At 39.0% G+C, this 18,670-nt stretch carries 17 protein-coding genes and 1 tRNA gene; 8 read left to right on the top strand and 10 right to left on the bottom strand.

Annotated elements, in window-relative coordinates; translation table 11 throughout:
- The first annotated feature begins 338 nt into the window (after positions 1–338).
- The 3 genes from nrdA (at position 339) to yfaE (ending at position 4,098) form a co-directional block, all read left to right on the top strand.
- Positions 339–2,624, top strand: coding sequence for a class 1a ribonucleoside-diphosphate reductase subunit alpha (gene nrdA / locus ACHUE3_RS04825; protein ID WP_394190729.1), 2,286 nt, complete (start codon positions 339–341; stop codon positions 2,622–2,624).
- A gap of 71 nt (positions 2,625–2,695) precedes the next feature.
- Complete coding sequence (gene nrdB / locus ACHUE3_RS04820; protein WP_099295944.1) at positions 2,696–3,826, top strand: class Ia ribonucleoside-diphosphate reductase subunit beta; 1,131 nt, start codon at positions 2,696–2,698, stop codon at positions 3,824–3,826.
- A complete protein-coding gene (gene yfaE, locus ACHUE3_RS04815) occupies positions 3,826–4,098 on the top strand; it encodes a class I ribonucleotide reductase maintenance protein YfaE (protein WP_394190726.1) in 273 nt (90 codons plus the stop codon). The genes nrdB and yfaE overlap by 1 nt, the downstream gene beginning before the upstream one ends.
- Positions 4,099–4,128: 30 nt before the next feature.
- Here yfaE and ACHUE3_RS04810 read toward each other — a convergent pair whose 3' ends face one another.
- Positions 4,129–4,656 (bottom strand): YaeQ family protein, encoded by a 528-nt coding sequence (locus tag ACHUE3_RS04810; RefSeq protein WP_394190724.1) that lies wholly within the window; start codon positions 4,654–4,656, stop codon positions 4,129–4,131.
- A gap of 147 nt (positions 4,657–4,803) precedes the next feature.
- On the opposite strand from ACHUE3_RS04810, the gene ACHUE3_RS04805 reads away from it, so the two are divergent.
- Positions 4,804–7,245 (top strand): TonB-dependent receptor, encoded by a 2,442-nt coding sequence (locus ACHUE3_RS04805; protein ID WP_394190722.1) that lies wholly within the window; start codon positions 4,804–4,806, stop codon positions 7,243–7,245.
- A 115-nt stretch (positions 7,246–7,360) separates the two neighbouring features.
- On the opposite strand, the gene ACHUE3_RS04800 is transcribed toward ACHUE3_RS04805, so the two are convergent.
- From ACHUE3_RS04800 to ACHUE3_RS04780, 5 genes are all read right to left on the bottom strand, one after another.
- Positions 7,361–7,978 (bottom strand): FKBP-type peptidyl-prolyl cis-trans isomerase, encoded by a 618-nt coding sequence (locus tag ACHUE3_RS04800; RefSeq protein ID WP_394190720.1) that lies wholly within the window; start codon positions 7,976–7,978, stop codon positions 7,361–7,363.
- 93 nt (positions 7,979–8,071) lie between these two features.
- Positions 8,072–8,458 (bottom strand): hypothetical protein, encoded by a 387-nt coding sequence (locus ACHUE3_RS04795; protein ID WP_394190718.1) that lies wholly within the window; start codon positions 8,456–8,458, stop codon positions 8,072–8,074.
- A 49-nt stretch (positions 8,459–8,507) separates the two neighbouring features.
- Positions 8,508–8,598, bottom strand: a tRNA-Ser gene (locus ACHUE3_RS04790).
- Between the two features lie 90 nt (positions 8,599–8,688).
- Positions 8,689–9,066 carry a hypothetical protein gene (locus ACHUE3_RS04785; RefSeq protein ID WP_394190716.1) on the bottom strand — a complete coding sequence of 126 codons (378 nt, stop codon included), beginning with the start codon at positions 9,064–9,066 and terminating at the stop codon, positions 8,689–8,691.
- A gap of 194 nt (positions 9,067–9,260) precedes the next feature.
- Complete coding sequence (locus ACHUE3_RS04780; protein ID WP_394190714.1) at positions 9,261–9,809, bottom strand: NAD(P)H nitroreductase; 549 nt, start codon at positions 9,807–9,809, stop codon at positions 9,261–9,263.
- 206 nt (positions 9,810–10,015) lie between these two features.
- On the opposite strand from ACHUE3_RS04780, the gene ACHUE3_RS04775 reads away from it, so the two are divergent.
- A complete protein-coding gene (locus ACHUE3_RS04775; RefSeq protein WP_394190712.1) occupies positions 10,016–11,533 on the top strand; it encodes a DUF3360 family protein in 1,518 nt (505 codons plus the stop codon).
- Between the two features lie 51 nt (positions 11,534–11,584).
- Here ACHUE3_RS04775 and ACHUE3_RS04770 read toward each other — a convergent pair whose 3' ends face one another.
- From ACHUE3_RS04770 to nhaD, 3 genes are all read right to left on the bottom strand, one after another.
- Positions 11,585–12,007 (bottom strand): MAPEG family protein, encoded by a 423-nt coding sequence (locus ACHUE3_RS04770; RefSeq protein WP_394190710.1) that lies wholly within the window; start codon positions 12,005–12,007, stop codon positions 11,585–11,587.
- Positions 12,008–12,157: 150 nt separating this feature from the next.
- Positions 12,158–13,036, bottom strand: a complete 879-nt coding sequence (locus tag ACHUE3_RS04765) for an alpha/beta hydrolase (RefSeq protein ID WP_394190708.1) — start codon at positions 13,034–13,036, stop codon at positions 12,158–12,160.
- 161 nt (positions 13,037–13,197) lie between these two features.
- Positions 13,198–14,595, bottom strand: coding sequence for a sodium:proton antiporter NhaD (nhaD, locus tag ACHUE3_RS04760; RefSeq protein WP_394191655.1), 1,398 nt, complete (start codon positions 14,593–14,595; stop codon positions 13,198–13,200).
- Between the two features lie 319 nt (positions 14,596–14,914).
- On the opposite strand from nhaD, the gene ACHUE3_RS04755 reads away from it, so the two are divergent.
- Positions 14,915–16,114, top strand: coding sequence for an Nramp family divalent metal transporter (locus ACHUE3_RS04755; protein ID WP_394190706.1), 1,200 nt, complete (start codon positions 14,915–14,917; stop codon positions 16,112–16,114).
- Positions 16,115–16,198: 84 nt separating this feature from the next.
- Here ACHUE3_RS04755 and ACHUE3_RS04750 read toward each other — a convergent pair whose 3' ends face one another.
- Complete coding sequence (locus tag ACHUE3_RS04750) at positions 16,199–16,654, bottom strand: hypothetical protein (protein ID WP_394190704.1); 456 nt, start codon at positions 16,652–16,654, stop codon at positions 16,199–16,201.
- Here ACHUE3_RS04750 and ACHUE3_RS04745 point away from each other — a divergent pair.
- Together ACHUE3_RS04745 and ACHUE3_RS04740 are read left to right on the top strand one after the other, a co-directional pair.
- A complete protein-coding gene (locus tag ACHUE3_RS04745) occupies positions 16,639–17,820 on the top strand; it encodes a PQQ-dependent sugar dehydrogenase (protein WP_394191653.1) in 1,182 nt (393 codons plus the stop codon). The two genes, ACHUE3_RS04750 and ACHUE3_RS04745, sit on opposite strands and share 16 nt — an antisense overlap.
- 160 nt (positions 17,821–17,980) lie before the next feature.
- A complete protein-coding gene (locus ACHUE3_RS04740; protein WP_394190702.1) occupies positions 17,981–18,607 on the top strand; it encodes a trimeric intracellular cation channel family protein in 627 nt (208 codons plus the stop codon).
- Positions 18,608–18,670: the final 63 nt, after the last annotated feature.

Raw genomic sequence — 18,670 nt, 5'->3', positions numbered from 1 at the left:
AAATTTAACTCAAACTATGTTGATAAAAAAAGCAGCCCAAATTTATTTTTAAAATGACTAAATTTAGTAGATCTTGAGTTGCTTTTTATAAATTTCATTTTAATCAAAAGGTCAAAGGTTAATGGCTACTAACACAATCATGTTATCCCAAACTTATCCACAAAGGGGCCCGTTTATGCCCCTTGCAAATGATCGCAGACCACACTATCTTGTGATCTAGAATTTGAAGAGCACCAGATATTGTGGCTAAAAGTTATTCATTTAAATTCGATTTTAACCTTAATAAATAGAATAATAATTTTCTAAGACTATATTTCCCAAGGAATACAGGCAAAACTATGAACCAACAGCTATCTGTAAGCAAACGTGACGGCCGTAAAGAGTCACTTGATTTAGATAAGATCCATCGCGTTATTGCTTGGGCCGCCGAAGGTCTGAATAACGTGTCTGTCTCGCAAGTTGAATTGAAATCACATATTCAATTTTATGATGGTATTCGTACTGAAGATATTCACGAAACAATCATCAAAGCAGCTGCAGACCAGATTTCTAAAGACAGCCCTGATTATCAATACTTAGCGGCTCGTTTAGCTGTATTCCACTTACGTAAAAAAGCGTATGGTCAATTTGAGCCTCCTCGCCTTTACGATCAAATAACAAAACTAGTAGAAGACAAGCGCTATGACGCACACCTACTAGTCGACTACACAGAACAAGAAATTGATGAGCTTGATAACTACCTTGATCATAGCCGAGACCTAAATTTCAGTTATGCTGCTGTAAAACAGCTTGAAGGTAAGTATCTGGTTCAAAACCGTGTAACAGGTGAAATCTACGAAAGTGCACAGTTTTTATATATCCTTGTGGCTGCAAGCTTGTTCTCAGATTACCCTAAAGAAACACGTTTAGATTATGTTAAACGTTTTTATGACGCGGTATCGCTATTTAAAATTTCTTTGCCTACACCAATTATGGCTGGTGTTCGTACACCAACACGTCAGTTTAGCTCGTGCGTATTAATTGAGTGTGGCGATAGCCTTGATTCTATCAACGCAACATCTTCTGCCATTGTTAAGTATGTTTCTCAACGTGCTGGTATTGGTATTAATGCGGGTCGTATCCGCGCATTAGGAAGCCCTATTCGCAATGGTGAAGCGTATCACACTGGATGTATCCCATTTTATAAACACTTCCAAACAGCTGTTAAAAGTTGTTCACAAGGCGGTGTTCGTGGTGGCGCGGCAACTTTATTCTACCCACTATGGCATTTAGAAGTTGAAAACCTACTGGTACTTAAAAATAACCGTGGTGTTGATGACAATCGTGTTCGTCATCTAGATTACGGTGTGCAATTTAATAAGTTAATGTATTCACGTTTAATAAAAGACGACTACATTACATTATTTAGCCCATCGGATGTGCCAGGCCTATACGATGCTTTCTTTGAAGACCAAGATGAGTTTGATAAATTATACGTTCAGTATGAGCAAGACGAGTCAATCCGTAAAAAACGTATCAAAGCAATCGAGCTGTTTTCAATGTTTGCTCAAGAGCGTGCTAGCACAGGCCGTATTTACCTGCAGAATGTAGATCATTGTAATACTCACAGCCCGTTTATTTCAAAAGTTGCGCCAATTCGTCAATCTAACTTGTGTTTAGAAATTGCATTGCCAACTAAACCATTAAATAACGTAAATGATGAAGAAGGCGAAATCGCTTTATGTACATTATCAGCGTTTAACTTAGGTGCAATTGAGTCACTTGATGAATTAGAAGAACTTGCTGAGCTTGCAGTCCGTGCTTTAGATAACTTACTTGATTTCCAAGACTACCCTGTTCCAGCAGCTAAAAATGCAACTATGGGACGTCGAACGCTTGGTATAGGTGTTATCAACTACGCATACTACCTAGCTAAAAATGGTAAGCGCTATTCTGACGGCAGCGCGAATGCTCTGACCCACAAAACGTTTGAAGCGATTCAGTATTACCTTATGAAAGCATCAAACGAACTAGCAAAAGAGCGTGGTGCTTGCCCTAAGTTCAATGAAACAACGTATTCTCAAGGCATAATGCCAACAGATACATACAAAACTGACCTTGATAAGATTTGTGATGAACCGCTGCATTTAGATTGGGATGCACTACGTGCCAGCATTAAAGAGCACGGTATGCGTAACTCAACGCTGTCAGCGTTGATGCCATCAGAAACATCGTCACAGATTTCAAATGCAACAAATGGTATTGAACCACCTCGTGGGCATATCAGCGTTAAAGCTAGTAAAGATGGTATCTTAAAACAGGTCGTTCCTGAGTATGACCGTCTTAAAGATAGCTATGAGTTGTTATGGGACATCCCATCAAACCAAGGTTATTTGCAATTAGTGGGTATTATGCAAAAGTTTGTTGATCAAACTATCTCTGCTAACACTAATTATGATCCAAACAAGTTCGAAGGCGGTAAAGTACCTATGAAGGTGTTACTGCAAGACTTGCTTGCTGCTTACAAGCTAGGTGTTAAGACCTTGTATTATCATAATACTCGCGATGGCGCATCAGATTCACAAGATGATACAGCTGTTCAAGCGGAAGATGATGATTGCGCAGGCGGCGCATGTAAAATTTAAGCACTGTTTTTAAAATATATTCATAGCGGGCTTTATGCCCGCTTTGCCCTGTTAGTTTTTTGAGTGATCCTATGTCTTATACTACTTTTAGCCGAAACCATAATAATCAATTACAAGAACCGATGTTTTTCGGCCAAACAGTGAACGTTTCTCGTTATGACCAACAAAAATACCCTATTTTTGAAAAGTTAATAGAAAAACAACTCTCTTTCTTTTGGCGCCCGGAAGAAGTAGATGTGAGTAAAGACCGCTTAGATTTCCAAGCACTGCCAGAACATGAAAAACATATATTTTTAAGCAACCTTAAGTACCAAACACTGCTTGATAGTGTTCAGGGTCGCTCACCGAATGTTGCTTTGCTGCCAATTGTATCAATCCCAGAGCTTGAAACGTGGATTGAAACGTGGGCATTCAGTGAAACTATTCATAGTCGCTCATACACACACATTATCCGTAACGTCACTCAGTCACCAGAACTCATTTTTGACGATATTGTAAGTAACGACAAAATCAGTGAACGTGCTGACGCCGTAACTAAATACTACGATGAGCTAATCAATAAAGTAGCAATCTATAATTTATACGGTGAAGGTAAACATGAGCTTAACGGTGAGACCGTTAATATTAGTTTGTTTGAACTTAAAAAATTACTTTATCTGGCCATGATGTCTGTAAACATCCTAGAAGCAATCCGCTTTTATGTTAGCTTTGCGTGTTCTTTTGCATTTGCAGAGCGCGAGCTTATGGAAGGTAATGCAAAAATTATTAAACTCATTGCCCGTGATGAAGCACTTCACTTATCAGGTACTCAGCATATCTTAAATATTATGCAAGATGGCAAAGATGACCCTGAGATGGCTATTGTTGCAGCGCAGTGTAAAGACGAAGCGATTAAAATGTTCGTTGATGCAGCAGAACAAGAGAAAGAATGGGCTGAGTACTTATTTAAAGATGGTTCAATGATTGGTCTTAATAAAGACATCCTTTGCCAATATGTTGAATACATTACAAATGCACGCATGAGTGCAGTGGGACTTCCTACCCAGTTTGAAAACAATAGTAACCCAATTCCATGGATAAGCTCTTGGTTAGTATCAGATAACGTACAAGTTGCCCCTCAAGAAGCTGAGATCAGCTCCTATCTTGTTGGTCAAATTGATTCGCAAGTCGATGCCTCTGACTTTGGTGATTTTGATCTGTAATGTCTGTCAGTAACACTGTCAGGCTTGACCTTGCAGAGCACAGCCAGAATATTAATTTTAATTCTGGCTGCCCTTCCCTTTTAGCTTGCCTTGAAGAGCATAAATTTGCTGTGTCATATCAGTGTCGGGAAGGATACTGCGGCGCATGTCGTGTGCAGCTCAAAGCAGGCCAAGTAGTTTATAATCAAGAGCCTTTAGCGTTCGTCCGAGAAGGCGAGATATTACTGTGCTGTTGCAAACCAGATGGTGATATAACATTAACGTTAGAATAGTATTTAGTAAATAAATATAAAGCTACTACGTTAACTCCAAACAAATTCAGTAGTCTGATAGTAATGCGCTTCATCACTAATACTGACACTGTTTTGATCAATAGTAATATTCCAATACAAATTGCGGGTTAAGTTAGACTCGAGTTTATCAATAAACTGCTTATCAATTTCTATAAAGTGGCTATTAGGTAGTAAAGATAAACGCGGTTTGGCTTCACAAAGCCATGGGCTATGTGCAATAGTTAAAATAATTAGTTCATCAACAGTCTTTGCAATTTTTATTAAGCGATGCAAATCAGCACTATCTACACACATCCATTTTTTATAATGCTCATCAAGTGCCTTTATGCTTACATCAGGCATAAATTTATTAAACTGATTATTTAGACATGCAGCATCATCGTATGACAAAAAACTGTAACCTAGTAGCTTTAATATAAAATGCTCCAGCGTTTCGCCCTTGGTCAACGCAGTAGTAAATACTTCACTGTGATTACATTGATGGCGTAAATCAGCAATTGTGAAACGAGCTTTGAATATTTGATTCTTATCACTCATAGTATCACCAAAAAGTGAGCTTATTTACTTTAGTGTAGTTTACTTATTCAAAAATAGAACCGTAAAGCTATGGTATAACATTATTGATATGGCAACATTACAGTGTTATATTATATCACAACATCGCAACCAAAAAATGTAGTAACTATGAACCGATATTCTATTCTCTCAGGCGCAATAATTACAGCTCTTAGCTCATATTCTGCACATGCAGCTATTATTAGTGGCCATGTCGTTGACCCTAATAACCAACCGATTGCTAATGCAGATGTGCATATTCACGGCAAAACACAATCAATAAAAACCGATTCAAATGGTAAATTTAGTATCGATATCGATGCAAAAAGCCAATTACATATCAGTAAAAATAATTTTGTTGATGCACGCCTTGCTGTTGATGAAGATAGTCAAAAACTCAATGTTACGTTAACTCCTACCTCAGTAGAAACTGTTGTTGTATATGCCTCTGCTCTACACAAGAATAGCCTTGAAATGATTTCACCTGTGAATGTATTAGCTGGTGATGAACTAAAAAACAAAGCTAAACCTACTTTAGGCGAAACACTAAAAGGTTTACCAGGTGTTAATGCAAGCTACTTTGGACCCGTTTCATCAAGCCCTATTATTCGAGGATTAGATGGACCGCGCGTTAAAATTACACAAAATGGTTTAGACAGCAGCGATGCTTCTCGTATTGGCCCAGATCACGCTACATCAAACGATAGCCTATCGGCTGAGCAAATCGAAGTACTTAGAGGACCAGCTACTCTTTTGTATGGCTCAGGCGCAATAGGTGGTGTTGTCAATGTAGTTGATAACAGGATCCCAACAGATAACATTGACCAATTTACAGGTGCTGTACAATACAATCATGACACTGTTTCAAATGCTAATACATATGCAGCAAAGCTTGAAACTGGGCATGAAAACTTTAACTTCCACTTTGATGGCACAAAAAGAATTGGGGATGATTACCAAACACCTCGCTTTGAGCTTCCAGAAGAAGGCCATGAAGAGCACCATGAGCATGAAGAACATGAAGAACATGAAGAACATCATGATGAGCATGAGGAAAAGGCCCATGAAACCGCTACATCTGTTGCAAATACCTTTATTGATAGTCAAACAGTTAACTTTGGTACGAGCTATGTAGGCGAGCACTTAACTGTTGGCATAGCATATGGTCGTATTGAAACAGATTATGGCATACCAGCACATGAGCATCATGGCCATGAACACGAGAATGAACATGAGCATGAGGAAGGTGAAGAAGAAGCGGTTTATGCACGCGTTGAACAAGATCGCTGGCAGGGCTTAATGAGTTATGCACTTCATAATAATTGGATTGAAACCATAAACCTTCGTCTAGGCTATACAGATTATAGTCATGCCGAAATCGAAGATGGCACGATTGGTACCATCTTTAGTAATGAAACGACTGAAGCACGCTTTAATGTGGAACATAAACTTGGCAACTGGCACGGTATAGCTGGCTACCATTTTAGTGAGTCTGACTATGATGCCAATGGTGAAGAAGCGTTCACCCCAGCAAGTAAAACAACAACTAATGCCCTATTCATTCTTGAAGAACAAATGATTGGCGATGTTACCGTTGAATTAGGCGCCCGCATAGAAGATTATAATATTGATAGTAATATCACATCCCATGACCATGACCATGATGAAGGTGAAGCTGAAGAACATCATGATGAAATGGAAGAAGATCATGATGAAGTCACTGCATACAGCAAAAGCTTTACCAACTTAAGTGCCTCTGTTGGTGCAATTTGGCAATACACACCAGGTCAAAGTGTTTCTTTAAGTGTTTCACACTCACAGCGAGCACCACTTTCGGCAGAACTACTCTCAAATGGACTCCATATTGCAACAGGTACTTACGAGCTTGGTTTAGGTTATGTAATTGAGGATGGAGAGGCACATTTTGAACCAGAAGATATTAAGCAAGAAACAGCTAACAACTTTGATTTAAGCTTTAGGCAGTTTAGCGGTGACTTTGGCTATACAGTTAACTTTTTCTACAATGATATTAAAAACTTTTACTATCAAAAAAATACTGGTTTGATCTACGACGAAGATCATGGCTTTGAAGAAGCCCAAACAGATCACGAGCACGAAGATGCGCTTGCTGTTTACCAATTTGTTAGCCAAGATGCTGAACTATACGGTGTTGAGTTTGACGCTCATTATCAAATTAACAGTAATGCCATGGTGAAGATATTTGGTGATTCAACAACAGCTAAGCTCAAAGATGAGAACTTACCTCGTATACCTGCAAATAAGTTAGGCTCTGAGTTGCAATATACTCTTAACGATTGGCAATTCACCCTAACAGGCACTCATTACTTTGAGCAAAATGATATTACTCAATATGAAACGAAAACTGATAGCTACTCGCTCTTTGATGCACAAGCTAACTATCAACTAAATGTTGGGCAAATAGATACACAACTTTATATCAACGTTGATAACATCACTAATGAGCTTGGCTTTGTACACAGCTCATTTATTAAAGAAAAAGCACCGTTACCTGGGCGTAACTTTAGTATTGGTGTTCGCGGTTACTTCTAACTCGTTTTACGATTCACTCAGTTTTGGGTTAATCAAAAATTAAGCATAAAAAAACCACTCTTAAATAATTAAGAGTGGTTTTTATTATGAGCATCAAACGCTCATAAAGAAGCCATTAAAGAATAGCGTGTAACTCAACATCAAATACAAGTGTTGAGAAAGGTGCAATTGCAGCACCAGCACCACGTTCACCATAAGCAAGCTCATGAGGAACATAGATACGCCATTTAGTGCCAACAGGCATCATTTGTAACGCTTCAGTCCAACCTTTGATAACACCGCCAACTGGGAATTCAGCAGGTTGACCGCGCTCGTAAGAGCTATCAAAAACTGTACCGTTGATAAGAGTACCGTGGTAGTCAACACGTACTGTAGATTCAGCTGTTGGCTTTTCGCCTTCACCCGTTGCTAGTACTTCATATTGAAGACCAGACTCAGTTACAGTGATTTCAGGGCGCTTTGCATTTTCTTCTAAGAATGCGATACCTTCAGCAGAAAGTACTTTTGACTCTTCTTCACGACGAGCTTGGATTTCAGCATTGATTTTTTCGAATGCAGCTTGGATCTCAGGGATCTCAACTTGAAAATCACCGCCTGAGTAAGCATCTTTCATGCCTTCAAATACTGAATTTAAGTTTAGGCCTTCAAAAGGGTTCGCTTTAAGTTGCTCGCCCATTTGTAAACCAATACCGTAACTTGCTTTTTCAGCATCTGTAGTAAAATTATCTGACATAATGTGTTTCACGTTTTTATGTACCAGCCTAGTGTGCTCTGATACCAGTTAAAAGACGCGTCTATGCTAACATAAATAAAAACGCTTTTGGGCCTAGTTTTTATTGAGTTTTCGCTTAATTAGGGTCATTCCAAAGGTAAAGACTGGTAAGCTGATTAATATTCCCCCAAGCAGTTCTTGACTTAATAAAGCATGCGTACCTACAAACAGAATTGGCACAACAATCAAACCAACAACACCGATTATTAAAGCAGCAATAACGGGCCAATAAGCATCATATTTTGTAATTAAGTGGGCACTTAATACATTAAAACCCAAGCAATAAAGTAAAGATGTAATTAAAGGTTGATCAGGCTGCGCATCCAATGCCATTTTGACCAGTAAATTAATTGCACTGTGATAACAATATGCAAACACAACCCACAATAAAGTGTGCTTTAAGATCCGCTGAAATGTATTTAATTGACGAGGCTCTGACATACTAAACTCCAGATAGCAAAAAGCCGCCCAAAAGGCGGCTTTTCAAATATGGTGGAGAGATAGGGATTTGAACCCTAGAGGGGCTACAAACCCCTGCCGGTTTTCAAGACCGGTGCATTCGACCACTCTGCCATCTCTCCGTACGGCGCGAATAATAGGCCTAAGCAGAACAGTTGTAAACCCCTAAAAGTAAATAAATAGTAATTAAACAGGTTACGAATAAAATTCAATCAATAATATTGTTTGGGTCGTTTAGCTATCCACGAACATACTAAGCACAATAATAAACTCAGCGCTGCAAAACTTAAACACTGAAATATTAAATCAAAGCGGCTTAAATCATCGCTGGGCATTATAACAAGCACAAACGCAGGCAAAATACTTAACATTAAAACGTAGCAGCACACCTTAAAAGCGCGGCCAAAATCAAAACGCTTGCTTCGTTGCATCCACCAAGTCAGAACCACAAGAATTGATACAGATGCAATTGCGACTAAATGAGGTGTTTGCGTGTTAAAAGCAGTATATAAAGTAAGAACTGCTCCCACTACACCCCAGAGTGACCACGTTAGCCATTGTTCTTTTTCACGTAAAAATAAATTTCCCATTGTTCTCGTCTTCTTTGTTGTTTTTGTTAAGACGTTCCATACAGTAGCAAAAAACAACAGATTAAAAAACAGACTGTGAAGAAAAATACTTTAAGTGTCCTTACATTTCTTACAGTGAGCAGTAATAAGTAGCTTAATAACTGCGACCTTAATCTAATCTGACTAAACAAAGAAGGTAAAGTTCAATTTGTCTATTATAAATATGTAAAAAACTGTTCTGGCTTATGTTTGGCAGATTTTTTACACTCTACAGCGGGCGTACCCAAGTATAAATACCCAACTATTTCGTCTTGCTCTGTCAGCTCTAACGCTTTTTTCACGCCTTTGCTTTGTGCAAAGTAACCTGTACGCCATACACCACCTAATCCTTGTGCAAAAGCTGCTTGTTGCATTGCAAGTACTGCACACCCTGCACTTTGAACTTGTTCAATACGAGGAACTTTTGGGTGCTGTTTGTATTTTGCGATAGCAATAATTAACATTGGCGCTCTTAAAGGTAACTCTTTTGCCCTGTTAATTACTTTTTCTTCCTGTTGCTCAGAAATAGCGCTTTGATGGTAGATTTCACCTAAACGGTTTCGTCCGTCTCCAGTCACAACAATGAACTGCCATGGAGCGATGCATCCATGATCAGGTACTCTTAATGCAGCTTGCTTAATAATTTCCAATTGCTCGCTAGTTGGTGCAGGTTCAACTAAACGTGGATCAGATTGCCTTGTTAATAAAAGCTCGATAGCATCCATAATTTTTCTCGTATAAAAGAATACAGCATACCATCTATAGCTAATACCTAGAAAGGGTGTTGTATTTAAGTTTTTTAATAACCTAGACCTTTGACTAATCCCAACTTGTTCACGCTTGCTTTACTCTAAGCACTCAATATTTAGTGCTTTGCAAAAAGCCGTATTTAAGTTTGAACAAGCGCAATAACCATGTTGCCGGAGAAGTTATGACAACATCACAGCAAGATACTATTCCACAAAAAGAAAACCTTAAAGACACACACGATAACGTGTCTGCTAGCTACCAAAGCTTACATAAACCCAGTTCACAATTTTCTACTCGCGACGAGTACCTTGAACACGAGCTGCAAATAATGCAGCCAAAACGCTGGCGGCCTAATCTTCCATTTAGAGATTATCGTTTTGAATTTGAAGATACCATTCCCGCAATGGCAGGCACTATTGGGAAAGTCGTCATGGTAGGCGCTATTGCCGCAACATTTGCTGCGCCTTTGGGTTTAAGTGATGCATTTGTACTTGAAAATGTCCGCTATGAATTGTTAATTGTCGCGCTATTTATTATTTTATTTTCTGGCTTTATATTGCCTACAGCCAACTTAGCCGGTACGCATGGCCCATTAATTCCACTTATTCCGATTGTAGTTGCTGCGGGTGGCCACCCTATGGCATTTGGCCTGTTAATAGGTGCTTTTGGTTTTATCCTTGCTATTAGCAAAGGTGGTAGTTTACTGGCACGTTTAACCAGTAAGGGCGTATGTGGCGGGTTGCTGCTTTATCTTGGCTTCATCGGCACATTATCCCAAGTCAAAAAGTTATTTGCATGGGCTGAAAGCATTAATATGAGCCATATTGCGTTTATTGTTATTCTTACCACTATATTACTTTATGCGCTATTAGAGCATTTTAAAAAGCGTTGGTTAGCAGTACCATTAAGTTGCATTATTGGCGGAGTCACTGCGTTTGCACTAGGCGCACCATTTGAATTTAAAACCGCACCTGGCTTACCTAATATGAACCCAATGTATTGGTGGGGAGAAAACACAGGTTGGATGCTCGGGTTACCGACGCTGGAAAGTTTTGTAGTTGTGCTACCGTTTGCAATTTTAGCTGTAGCAATGTGGTCACCGGATTTTTTAGGACACCAAGTTTTTCAAAAAATAAGCTACCCACAGCGTACAGAAAAAGTACAAATGAATATTGACGATACAATGCTTAGCGCGTCAGTTAGACAAACCTTTGGCTCTATCTTAGGAGGTTCTAATTTTACCTCATCATGGGGCACTTATATTGTTCCTGCTGCTATTGCTAAACGCCCCATTCCCGCTGGCGCAATTTTAACAGCTCTATTTTGTATTATAGCTGGCGTATGGGGTTACCCGATGGATTTAGCAATTTGGCAACCCGTATTGTGCGTTGCTTTAATTGTCGGGGTATTTATTCCACTGCTCGAGGCTGGAATGGAAATGACCCGAGAAGGTAAGACAACCCAATCAGCAGCTATTGTGGTATTTGCATCTTCATTGGTAAACCCTGCATTTGGTTGGTCACTCACTATGTTACTTGATAATTTAGGCCTTATAGGGTGTAAAGAGCGAAGTGCTGATTTAACACCTATGAGCCGCTGGAAAATTCCATTATTTATGTTTGTACTTTTAACGAGTGTGATGGCCATGGTAGGCATGCTACCTGGTATTCCTGCTCTTTTAAGTGATTTTAGACACTAAATACAAAAAGCAGCAAGGTAAACTTGCTGCTTTTAGTTTTGAATCAATGTATTAGTAAGCAATTAACCGCAACCCTATTAGTACCAACATAACAAAATTAGCGACTACACCCACTAAGAAAAAGTAACTTCGTGGACTTGGGTTCTTTTCTGTAGCGATAACATAATAAAGCGTCATATGAATCAAGCGTGAGATGACATAAACCCACATACACATAGCAAATATTCCACTGTGATACCCCATTGTGAAAGCAAACAATACACAGCCTAAAAACAAGGCACTGTTTTCAAGTGTATTATGGAACGTTCTGTGGGCTCTAAAAACAAAGCTTTCATGGCTTAAATCAGCATCAAGTTTACCGGGCACTGCATTGTCTTGGCTTGCTTTGCTAAAAGTAGCAACAGCCCATTGTACGAAAATCATAATTAAATAGATGTAAAGTGCAAAATATGCAGATAAAGCGAGTTCAGTCATTGTCATTCCTATTATTTTTAAGATAAACAATATCAGCAAAAAACAAGCCAAACATAACCAATTGAATAATAACGACTTTAAAATGAAAGGATTTTTTTAGTGTAAATAGTTACCTTCAACCTATAAAATCTACATGAGGTTAAACCCTATTTAATCACTGAAAGTTGCATCTCTAAACTGATAATATTCATGCAATGCTTTGGGGACAGACACGTAAGGGTTTTCATTGTGACCAGCGCCTTCACTATAACTAAATTTCCACGTTATAGTGTGCTCTTTATTTTGCTCAAGCGCGGCTAGCAAACCTTTAAATGACCCTGTGATGATTGGGTTTTCATCTGCACCTAGGCTTAAATATAAAAAATTATCGGCCTGATTGAGCGCAGGTAGACTGTTAGTAAACTCATTTACCACAACGCTGTCGTCGTACCACGCCGCCGGGCTAAAAGCAAAATAACCGTCAAACAACGCAGGCTTTGTACTCAATGTGTATAACACAAAACTACCGCCTGCTGAAAACCCTGTCAAAATACGATTATCATTTAAACTGTAATTAGCTTCTAAAAAAGGCAGTAACTCTTTTTCAATAAATGCTAGAAATACATCGGCTCTACCAAATATTGCAGGGTCATTTTCAAACGCTGGTCGCGCTTCAATATTGACTTCTTTTCGGGCGTATGGCGGCACTAAGTCGCGATTACGGGTATCTGTCCAAAATTGATTTGGTAATGCGACTAAAATTGACTCCTCTACTATGCCTTGCTCGGCATAAATAGTTAATGTGTTGTGCCATCGATTGAGATTGAAATTACCATCGGTTTTTATAATTAATGGGTATGCTTTAGTGGCATCATAATTAGTCGGTAGGCGAATAAATAGCTTACGATTTTCATCTAAAGAGGATGAATAAAGTGTGTGTTCTTCAAATTCAGATGTGTAATTTTTCAAATAAGCGCGTGTCGTTAAACTCAATGCAATAGCAAGAGTAGACAAAACTGTTATTAGCAGCACTTTATATTTAAAAACCATGTATAACTCAATATTAAATTAATTATAACTAATTTAAAACAATAACTTATTAATTTAAAGGTAAACACAGGTGTAAAATGTAAGCAAACATGTCGCATGCTTGCCTACGTAAAAAGCAATGACGCGAGTGGCGACATTGCTGGGTGTTTTTCTACATTACTTTAAAAAAGTGACGCATTTAACCATAAATGCAGTGCAATACTTGCAGCATAACCAAGCGCAATAACTGGAGCCCACTTTAAATGGCCAAAAAAGGTATAATAACCGCGCGCTTGCCCCATTAACGCAACACCCGCCGCTGAGCCTATCGATAATAGACTGCCGCCTACACCCGCAGTAAGAGTGATTAATAACCACTGCCCATGAGACATTTCAGGCTGCATCGATAGCACTGCAAACATGACAGGAATATTATCTATTACGGCTGAAATTACGCCCAAAAAGATATTGGCAGAAGTCGCAGACCAATTACCATATAGCATTTCTGACATAAGATTCAAATAACCTAAAAAGCCAAGGCCGCCAACACACATAACAATGCCGTAGAAAAACAATAAAGTGTCCCATTCAGCGCGAGATACTTTGCTAAATACGTCAAACGGTACAACACTACCCAGTTTAGCTAAGCGATCATTATCACCAACTTGTTCAGCATGTGCCTTTTTACGTGCTAATGAACCCGGCAACGTCATTCTTAAAAAATAACCAAAAAACTGTAGATAACCTAACCCCATCATCATGCCAAGTACCGGCGGTAGATGTAAAAAGCTATGACACGCCACGGCTGTCGCTATGGTTAATAAAAATAAAGTTAAAATGCGAAGTGCCCCTCGTTTTAGCTCTATTTCTTCGTACTGCGCCGAAGGCTGCTTATCAGCAACATAAAAACTCATAATAGCAGCGGGTACGAGGTAGTTTGCTAATGAAGGGATAAATAACACTAAAAATTCATTAAAATGAACCAGCCCTGCTTGCCAAACCATTAATGTTGTAATGTCTCCAAATGGACTGAATGCACCACCAGCATTAGCGGCAATGACGATATTGATACAACTTAAATTTATAAATGGTTTATCACCCTCAGCAACTTTCATCACTACGGCGCACATTAACAATGCAGTAGTCAGGTTGTCCGCAATAGGCGAAATGAAGAAGGCTAGAAACCCAGTGATCCAAAACAGGTTTTTATAATTAAAACCTTTTTGTATCATCCAAGATCGCAAAGCATCAAAAACACGCCGTTCCTCCAATGCATTAATGTAGGTCATAGCCACTAATAGGAATAACATCAGCTCTGCAAACTCTAACAAATTATGCCTAAATGCAGATTCTGTAATGCCAGGCATATCATTATTTACATAGAAAGCACCTATCAAAATCCAGATCAAACCAGCGGCTACTAAAACGGGTTTTGATTTTCGTAAATGGAGTTTCTCTTCAAGCATGACCACAGCATAAGCAATACAGAATATAAAAATGCAAAGCATGCCTATGGTTGAACTGGTTAAATCTAATTGACCCTCACTCGCCCACGTTGGGGAGCAAAATAAAAGTAACACTAAGCTAAATAAGTTAAAGCCTCGTAGTAAGTTTTTCACACGGTACGTCCTGTTTTAATTTCAAAAACGGTATTTTTATAACAGTAGTTTTATTATTAATTCTTATGAATGATGAGTTGTTACAAAAAAGTTGCTGTAAGTTACCATGATTTAACGGTAAGGCTATTATACTCAAGTCTAAATATTCATTGTTAACCGTTATATTTACGATAAAAACTATGAATATACCCAAACCACCTCGCTGCACTTTTAACAATCATGCTTTATATGTATGCTCTGCAAGGTAAATTCAATTTAAATAACAATTTTAAGGTATTGTATGCGATTCGGACCAGGCCTCTTAGTCACTGCCGCTTTTATCGGACCAGGCACAATTACTAGTGCAAGTATTGCGGGAGCAAATTTTGGTTTTACTTTGGCATGGACTCTATTATTTTCAGTAATAGTAACCATCTCATTGCAATCAATGGCAGCGCGATTAGGTGTAGCAACAGGGCAAGACTTAGCGCAAGCATTACGTGCTCACATACACACACCTCTTTTTAAAATAATTGCAGCTATATTAGTGATCAGTGCCATTGGTGTTGGTAGTGCAGCTTATGAAGCCGGCAACCTTAGTGGTGCAAGTTTGGGCTTGGTAGGTATTTTCCCAGAGGTTAACTCACAAATCTGGACACCTTTAATTGCCATTTTTAGCGCTTTGCTTCTTTATAGCGGAAAACATAAAGTGGTGGAGTCTGCCCTCATAATACTCGTACTTTTAATGAGCTTAGTGTTTATCTCAACGTTGATTATCGCAGCGCCCCCTATTGAACAATTACTGAAAGGGTTTATACCCAGTATTCCTGATGGTTCTATGACTACCGTACTTGCATTAATAGGCACCACCATTGTGCCTTATAACTTATTTTTGCATTCGGGTATTCTGGCTGCAAAACACGACAAAAACAGCGATACTGACAAAGTCATAAAACAGACCAATCTCGATACAGGTATATCAATTACTTTAGGTGGGGTTATTACGCTAGCTATATTATCTACAGCATCGGTAGCATTTTATGGCACCGATGCTGGTAAGATAAGCGCAGCCAATATGGCTTCACAATTAGAGCCACTACTTGGTAATGCCGCACAGTACTTTTTTGCAGTTGGTTTATTTGCTGCAGGCTTAACAAGCGCAATAACAGCACCATTAGCGGGTGCATATGCCGTGTGTGGCATGCTTGGGTGGTCAAATGATATGAAGAGCCGTCAGTTTAAGTGGGTGGCGCTGGTTATATTAGTATTTGGGGCAACAGTCGCTTCTCTTCGCTTAGACCCCATTGCAGTCATCATATTTGCTCAAGCTGCTAATGGCTTGCTTTTACCTATTGTTACTTTTTACCTTGTTTGGCTGGTTAACCAAAAAGCAGTAATGGGAAAATACACTAACTCTGCACTTGTTAACTTACTGACATTGCCAATGTTATTACTCATACTTGGATTAAGTAGTTACAAGCTTATCAATATGATTGTTTAGAAATTGTGAGTTAATACCGCAACCTTTGTACCTTTAATTTTTATTTATTTTAAAGGCACCTTAGGCTTACCGACACACTATAAATTAATATTCAGCGCCTTTTTTTAAAGTGCGCTGAGTTATCTCTGAAAAAACATACCCCCCTACTGCACCCGCTAATAGTTGAGTATAAAACCCCCAACCTCTGGCGCCAGCAATAATGTGTATATTCATAATTGATTCGATAGCAATAAGTACGACTGAAAAAGCGGTTAGCCCTGCTACTATAAATAAAGGGGACCTTAAATTAGGATGTTTTTTCGCAAACCATTGAGCAACGGTAAATGCAATTGCCAATGCAATGGCGATGATTGCCCCATAAGTAGGTAGTAACCCTAACCAATCAGCAAGAGTTAAGCTAATACGATCACTTAAAGCAATTTCAACATCTACATTAACTAATTGATTGACAACGTATTGACTATGAAACAAGCTAGCAAGCGTGAAAGTAAGTAACCAGGAAGCTAAAAATGAAGGCAATAAACGTGTTAAAAATGGCATGGTTTTCTCAACTTAAAGTAAATCATTTTATTCACATTACCAAAGGCTTTAACACTAAACAATGTGCCTGTTGTTTATTACTTTTTGGCCTATTTGCAGCCTCAGTAAATGCAGCTTCTATATTACCCACAAAAAACTACAAGGTCACAACAATTGCAAGTGAGTTAAAGTCTCCATGGAGTATGGTAGAACTACCTAATGACGCATGGTTAGTTACTCAGCGCGACGGCCATGTAGTTGTCGTAAAAGAAGGCCAGCAGTTACATATTAAATTAGACTTACCAGGGCTATATGTTGGCGGACAAGGCGGCTTACTCGATGTAGTACTATCGCCAGACTATAAACGTTCTAAAGAAATTATATTTACTTATGCTCAAGGTGAACTTGATGCAAACCGCTTAGTTATCGCTAAATCTATATTTGATGGTGTTCAATTTTCAAAGCCAGAGGTTATTTATAAAGTCGCGACAGACAAAAATACACCACAACATTATGCTGGTCGCGCACTTGTGTTACCTGATAATACCCTATTGTTTTCAAGTGGCGATGGCTTTGACTTTCGCGAGCAAGCACAAGTTTTGACTAGTCAACTTGGCAAAGTTTTACGCATACATTTAGATGGCACTATACCCAAAGATAACCCGTTCATTAATCATGAAAACCGTCGTGCTCACGCTATTTTTTCACTTGGCCATCGAAATACTCAAGGGCTTATTTACGACTACGACGCTAATCACATCATTAGTCATGAACACGGACCTGCAGGGGGAGACGAACTAAATTACTTAACCGCAGGCACTAATTATGGTTGGCCAGTTATAACCTATGGCAAAGATTACTCACAAGCACGTATATCTCCTTTTCAAGATTATCCTGGGATGAAACAGCCATTAGTCGATTGGACACCTTCAATAGCGCCTTCAGGAATGGCTTATTACGGCTCAAAACACACAGCATTTCCTTCATTACAAAAGCATGCAATTATCACCACGTTAGTTGATAAAAAGTTATACGCTATTGATTTAGCTACGGGTCAGTTTAATCAATCAGTGGCTTTTCCTGACGTGTCTGGTCGTTTAAGGGATGTTTTTATTACTTCCCACGGCAACATTGCTATCTTAACCGACGGCGAAAATGCCAAGCTATTACTTTTAAAACCGCATTAACCATGTGTACAAAATTGCTATGAGGGTGATAAAAAGCATCCTACCACGTACTTTACGAGCTATATAGAGAGCGACTGTGTACATTTTTACTGCTATTCAGCGTAATTAAAGGAAACTTTCTTTAACGTTATCATTATTGCTAAACAAGGAATGTGTTTAAATGACTGCGGAGTACTTTAATTTTTTAAGCTTGATTGGTGTTGCTTTCTTTGCTATTTCTGGCGCGTTACTCGGGCACGATAAAGACATTGGCGGGTTTGGTGTAGTTGTCGTTGGAACTGTCACTGCTCTTGGTGGCGGTACATTACGTGATGTATTGCTTGATCAAACGATATTTTGGATTGCAGAGCCAAACTATCTATATGCAACCTATGGCTCGATATTTGTAGCCGTTATGTTTATTCGCTACCTACCCGATGTATCTAATTATTATATGTTATTAGTTGATGCAATCGGCATGGCTATATTTAACATAGTGGGCATAGAAAAAGCGCTTATAGAAGGCACCACTATGATTGTCGCTCTCACTATGGGCATGACCACAGGGATATTCGGCGGTTTAATGCGTGATGTAATATGCCGTGAAGTGCCACTTGTCATGCGAGATGAGTTGTATTCCACCACCTGCTTCTGTGGTGGCCTCACTTACGCTGCACTGTTTTTACTCGAAGTAAATTACCTGTGGTGTATTATCGGCTCGCTATTTGTCACCGTATTTTTAAGGCTTAGCGCCCTACACTGGGGCTGGCAGCCTAATATATTTAGAAAAAGAACGGTGAGAAAATAGGTTTTAGGTTTTACCTTGAATTACAACAATTATAATTGCTTGGTCAACTTAGAACTTCATCAC

Origin of the sequence: Pseudoalteromonas atlantica (assembly GCF_043641955.1) — a bacterium.
GTDB lineage: Bacteria > Pseudomonadota > Gammaproteobacteria > Enterobacterales > Alteromonadaceae > Pseudoalteromonas > Pseudoalteromonas atlantica_A.
The sequence above is the reverse complement of the archived record's forward strand: the minus strand, read 5'-3'. Positions and strand labels throughout refer to the sequence as shown.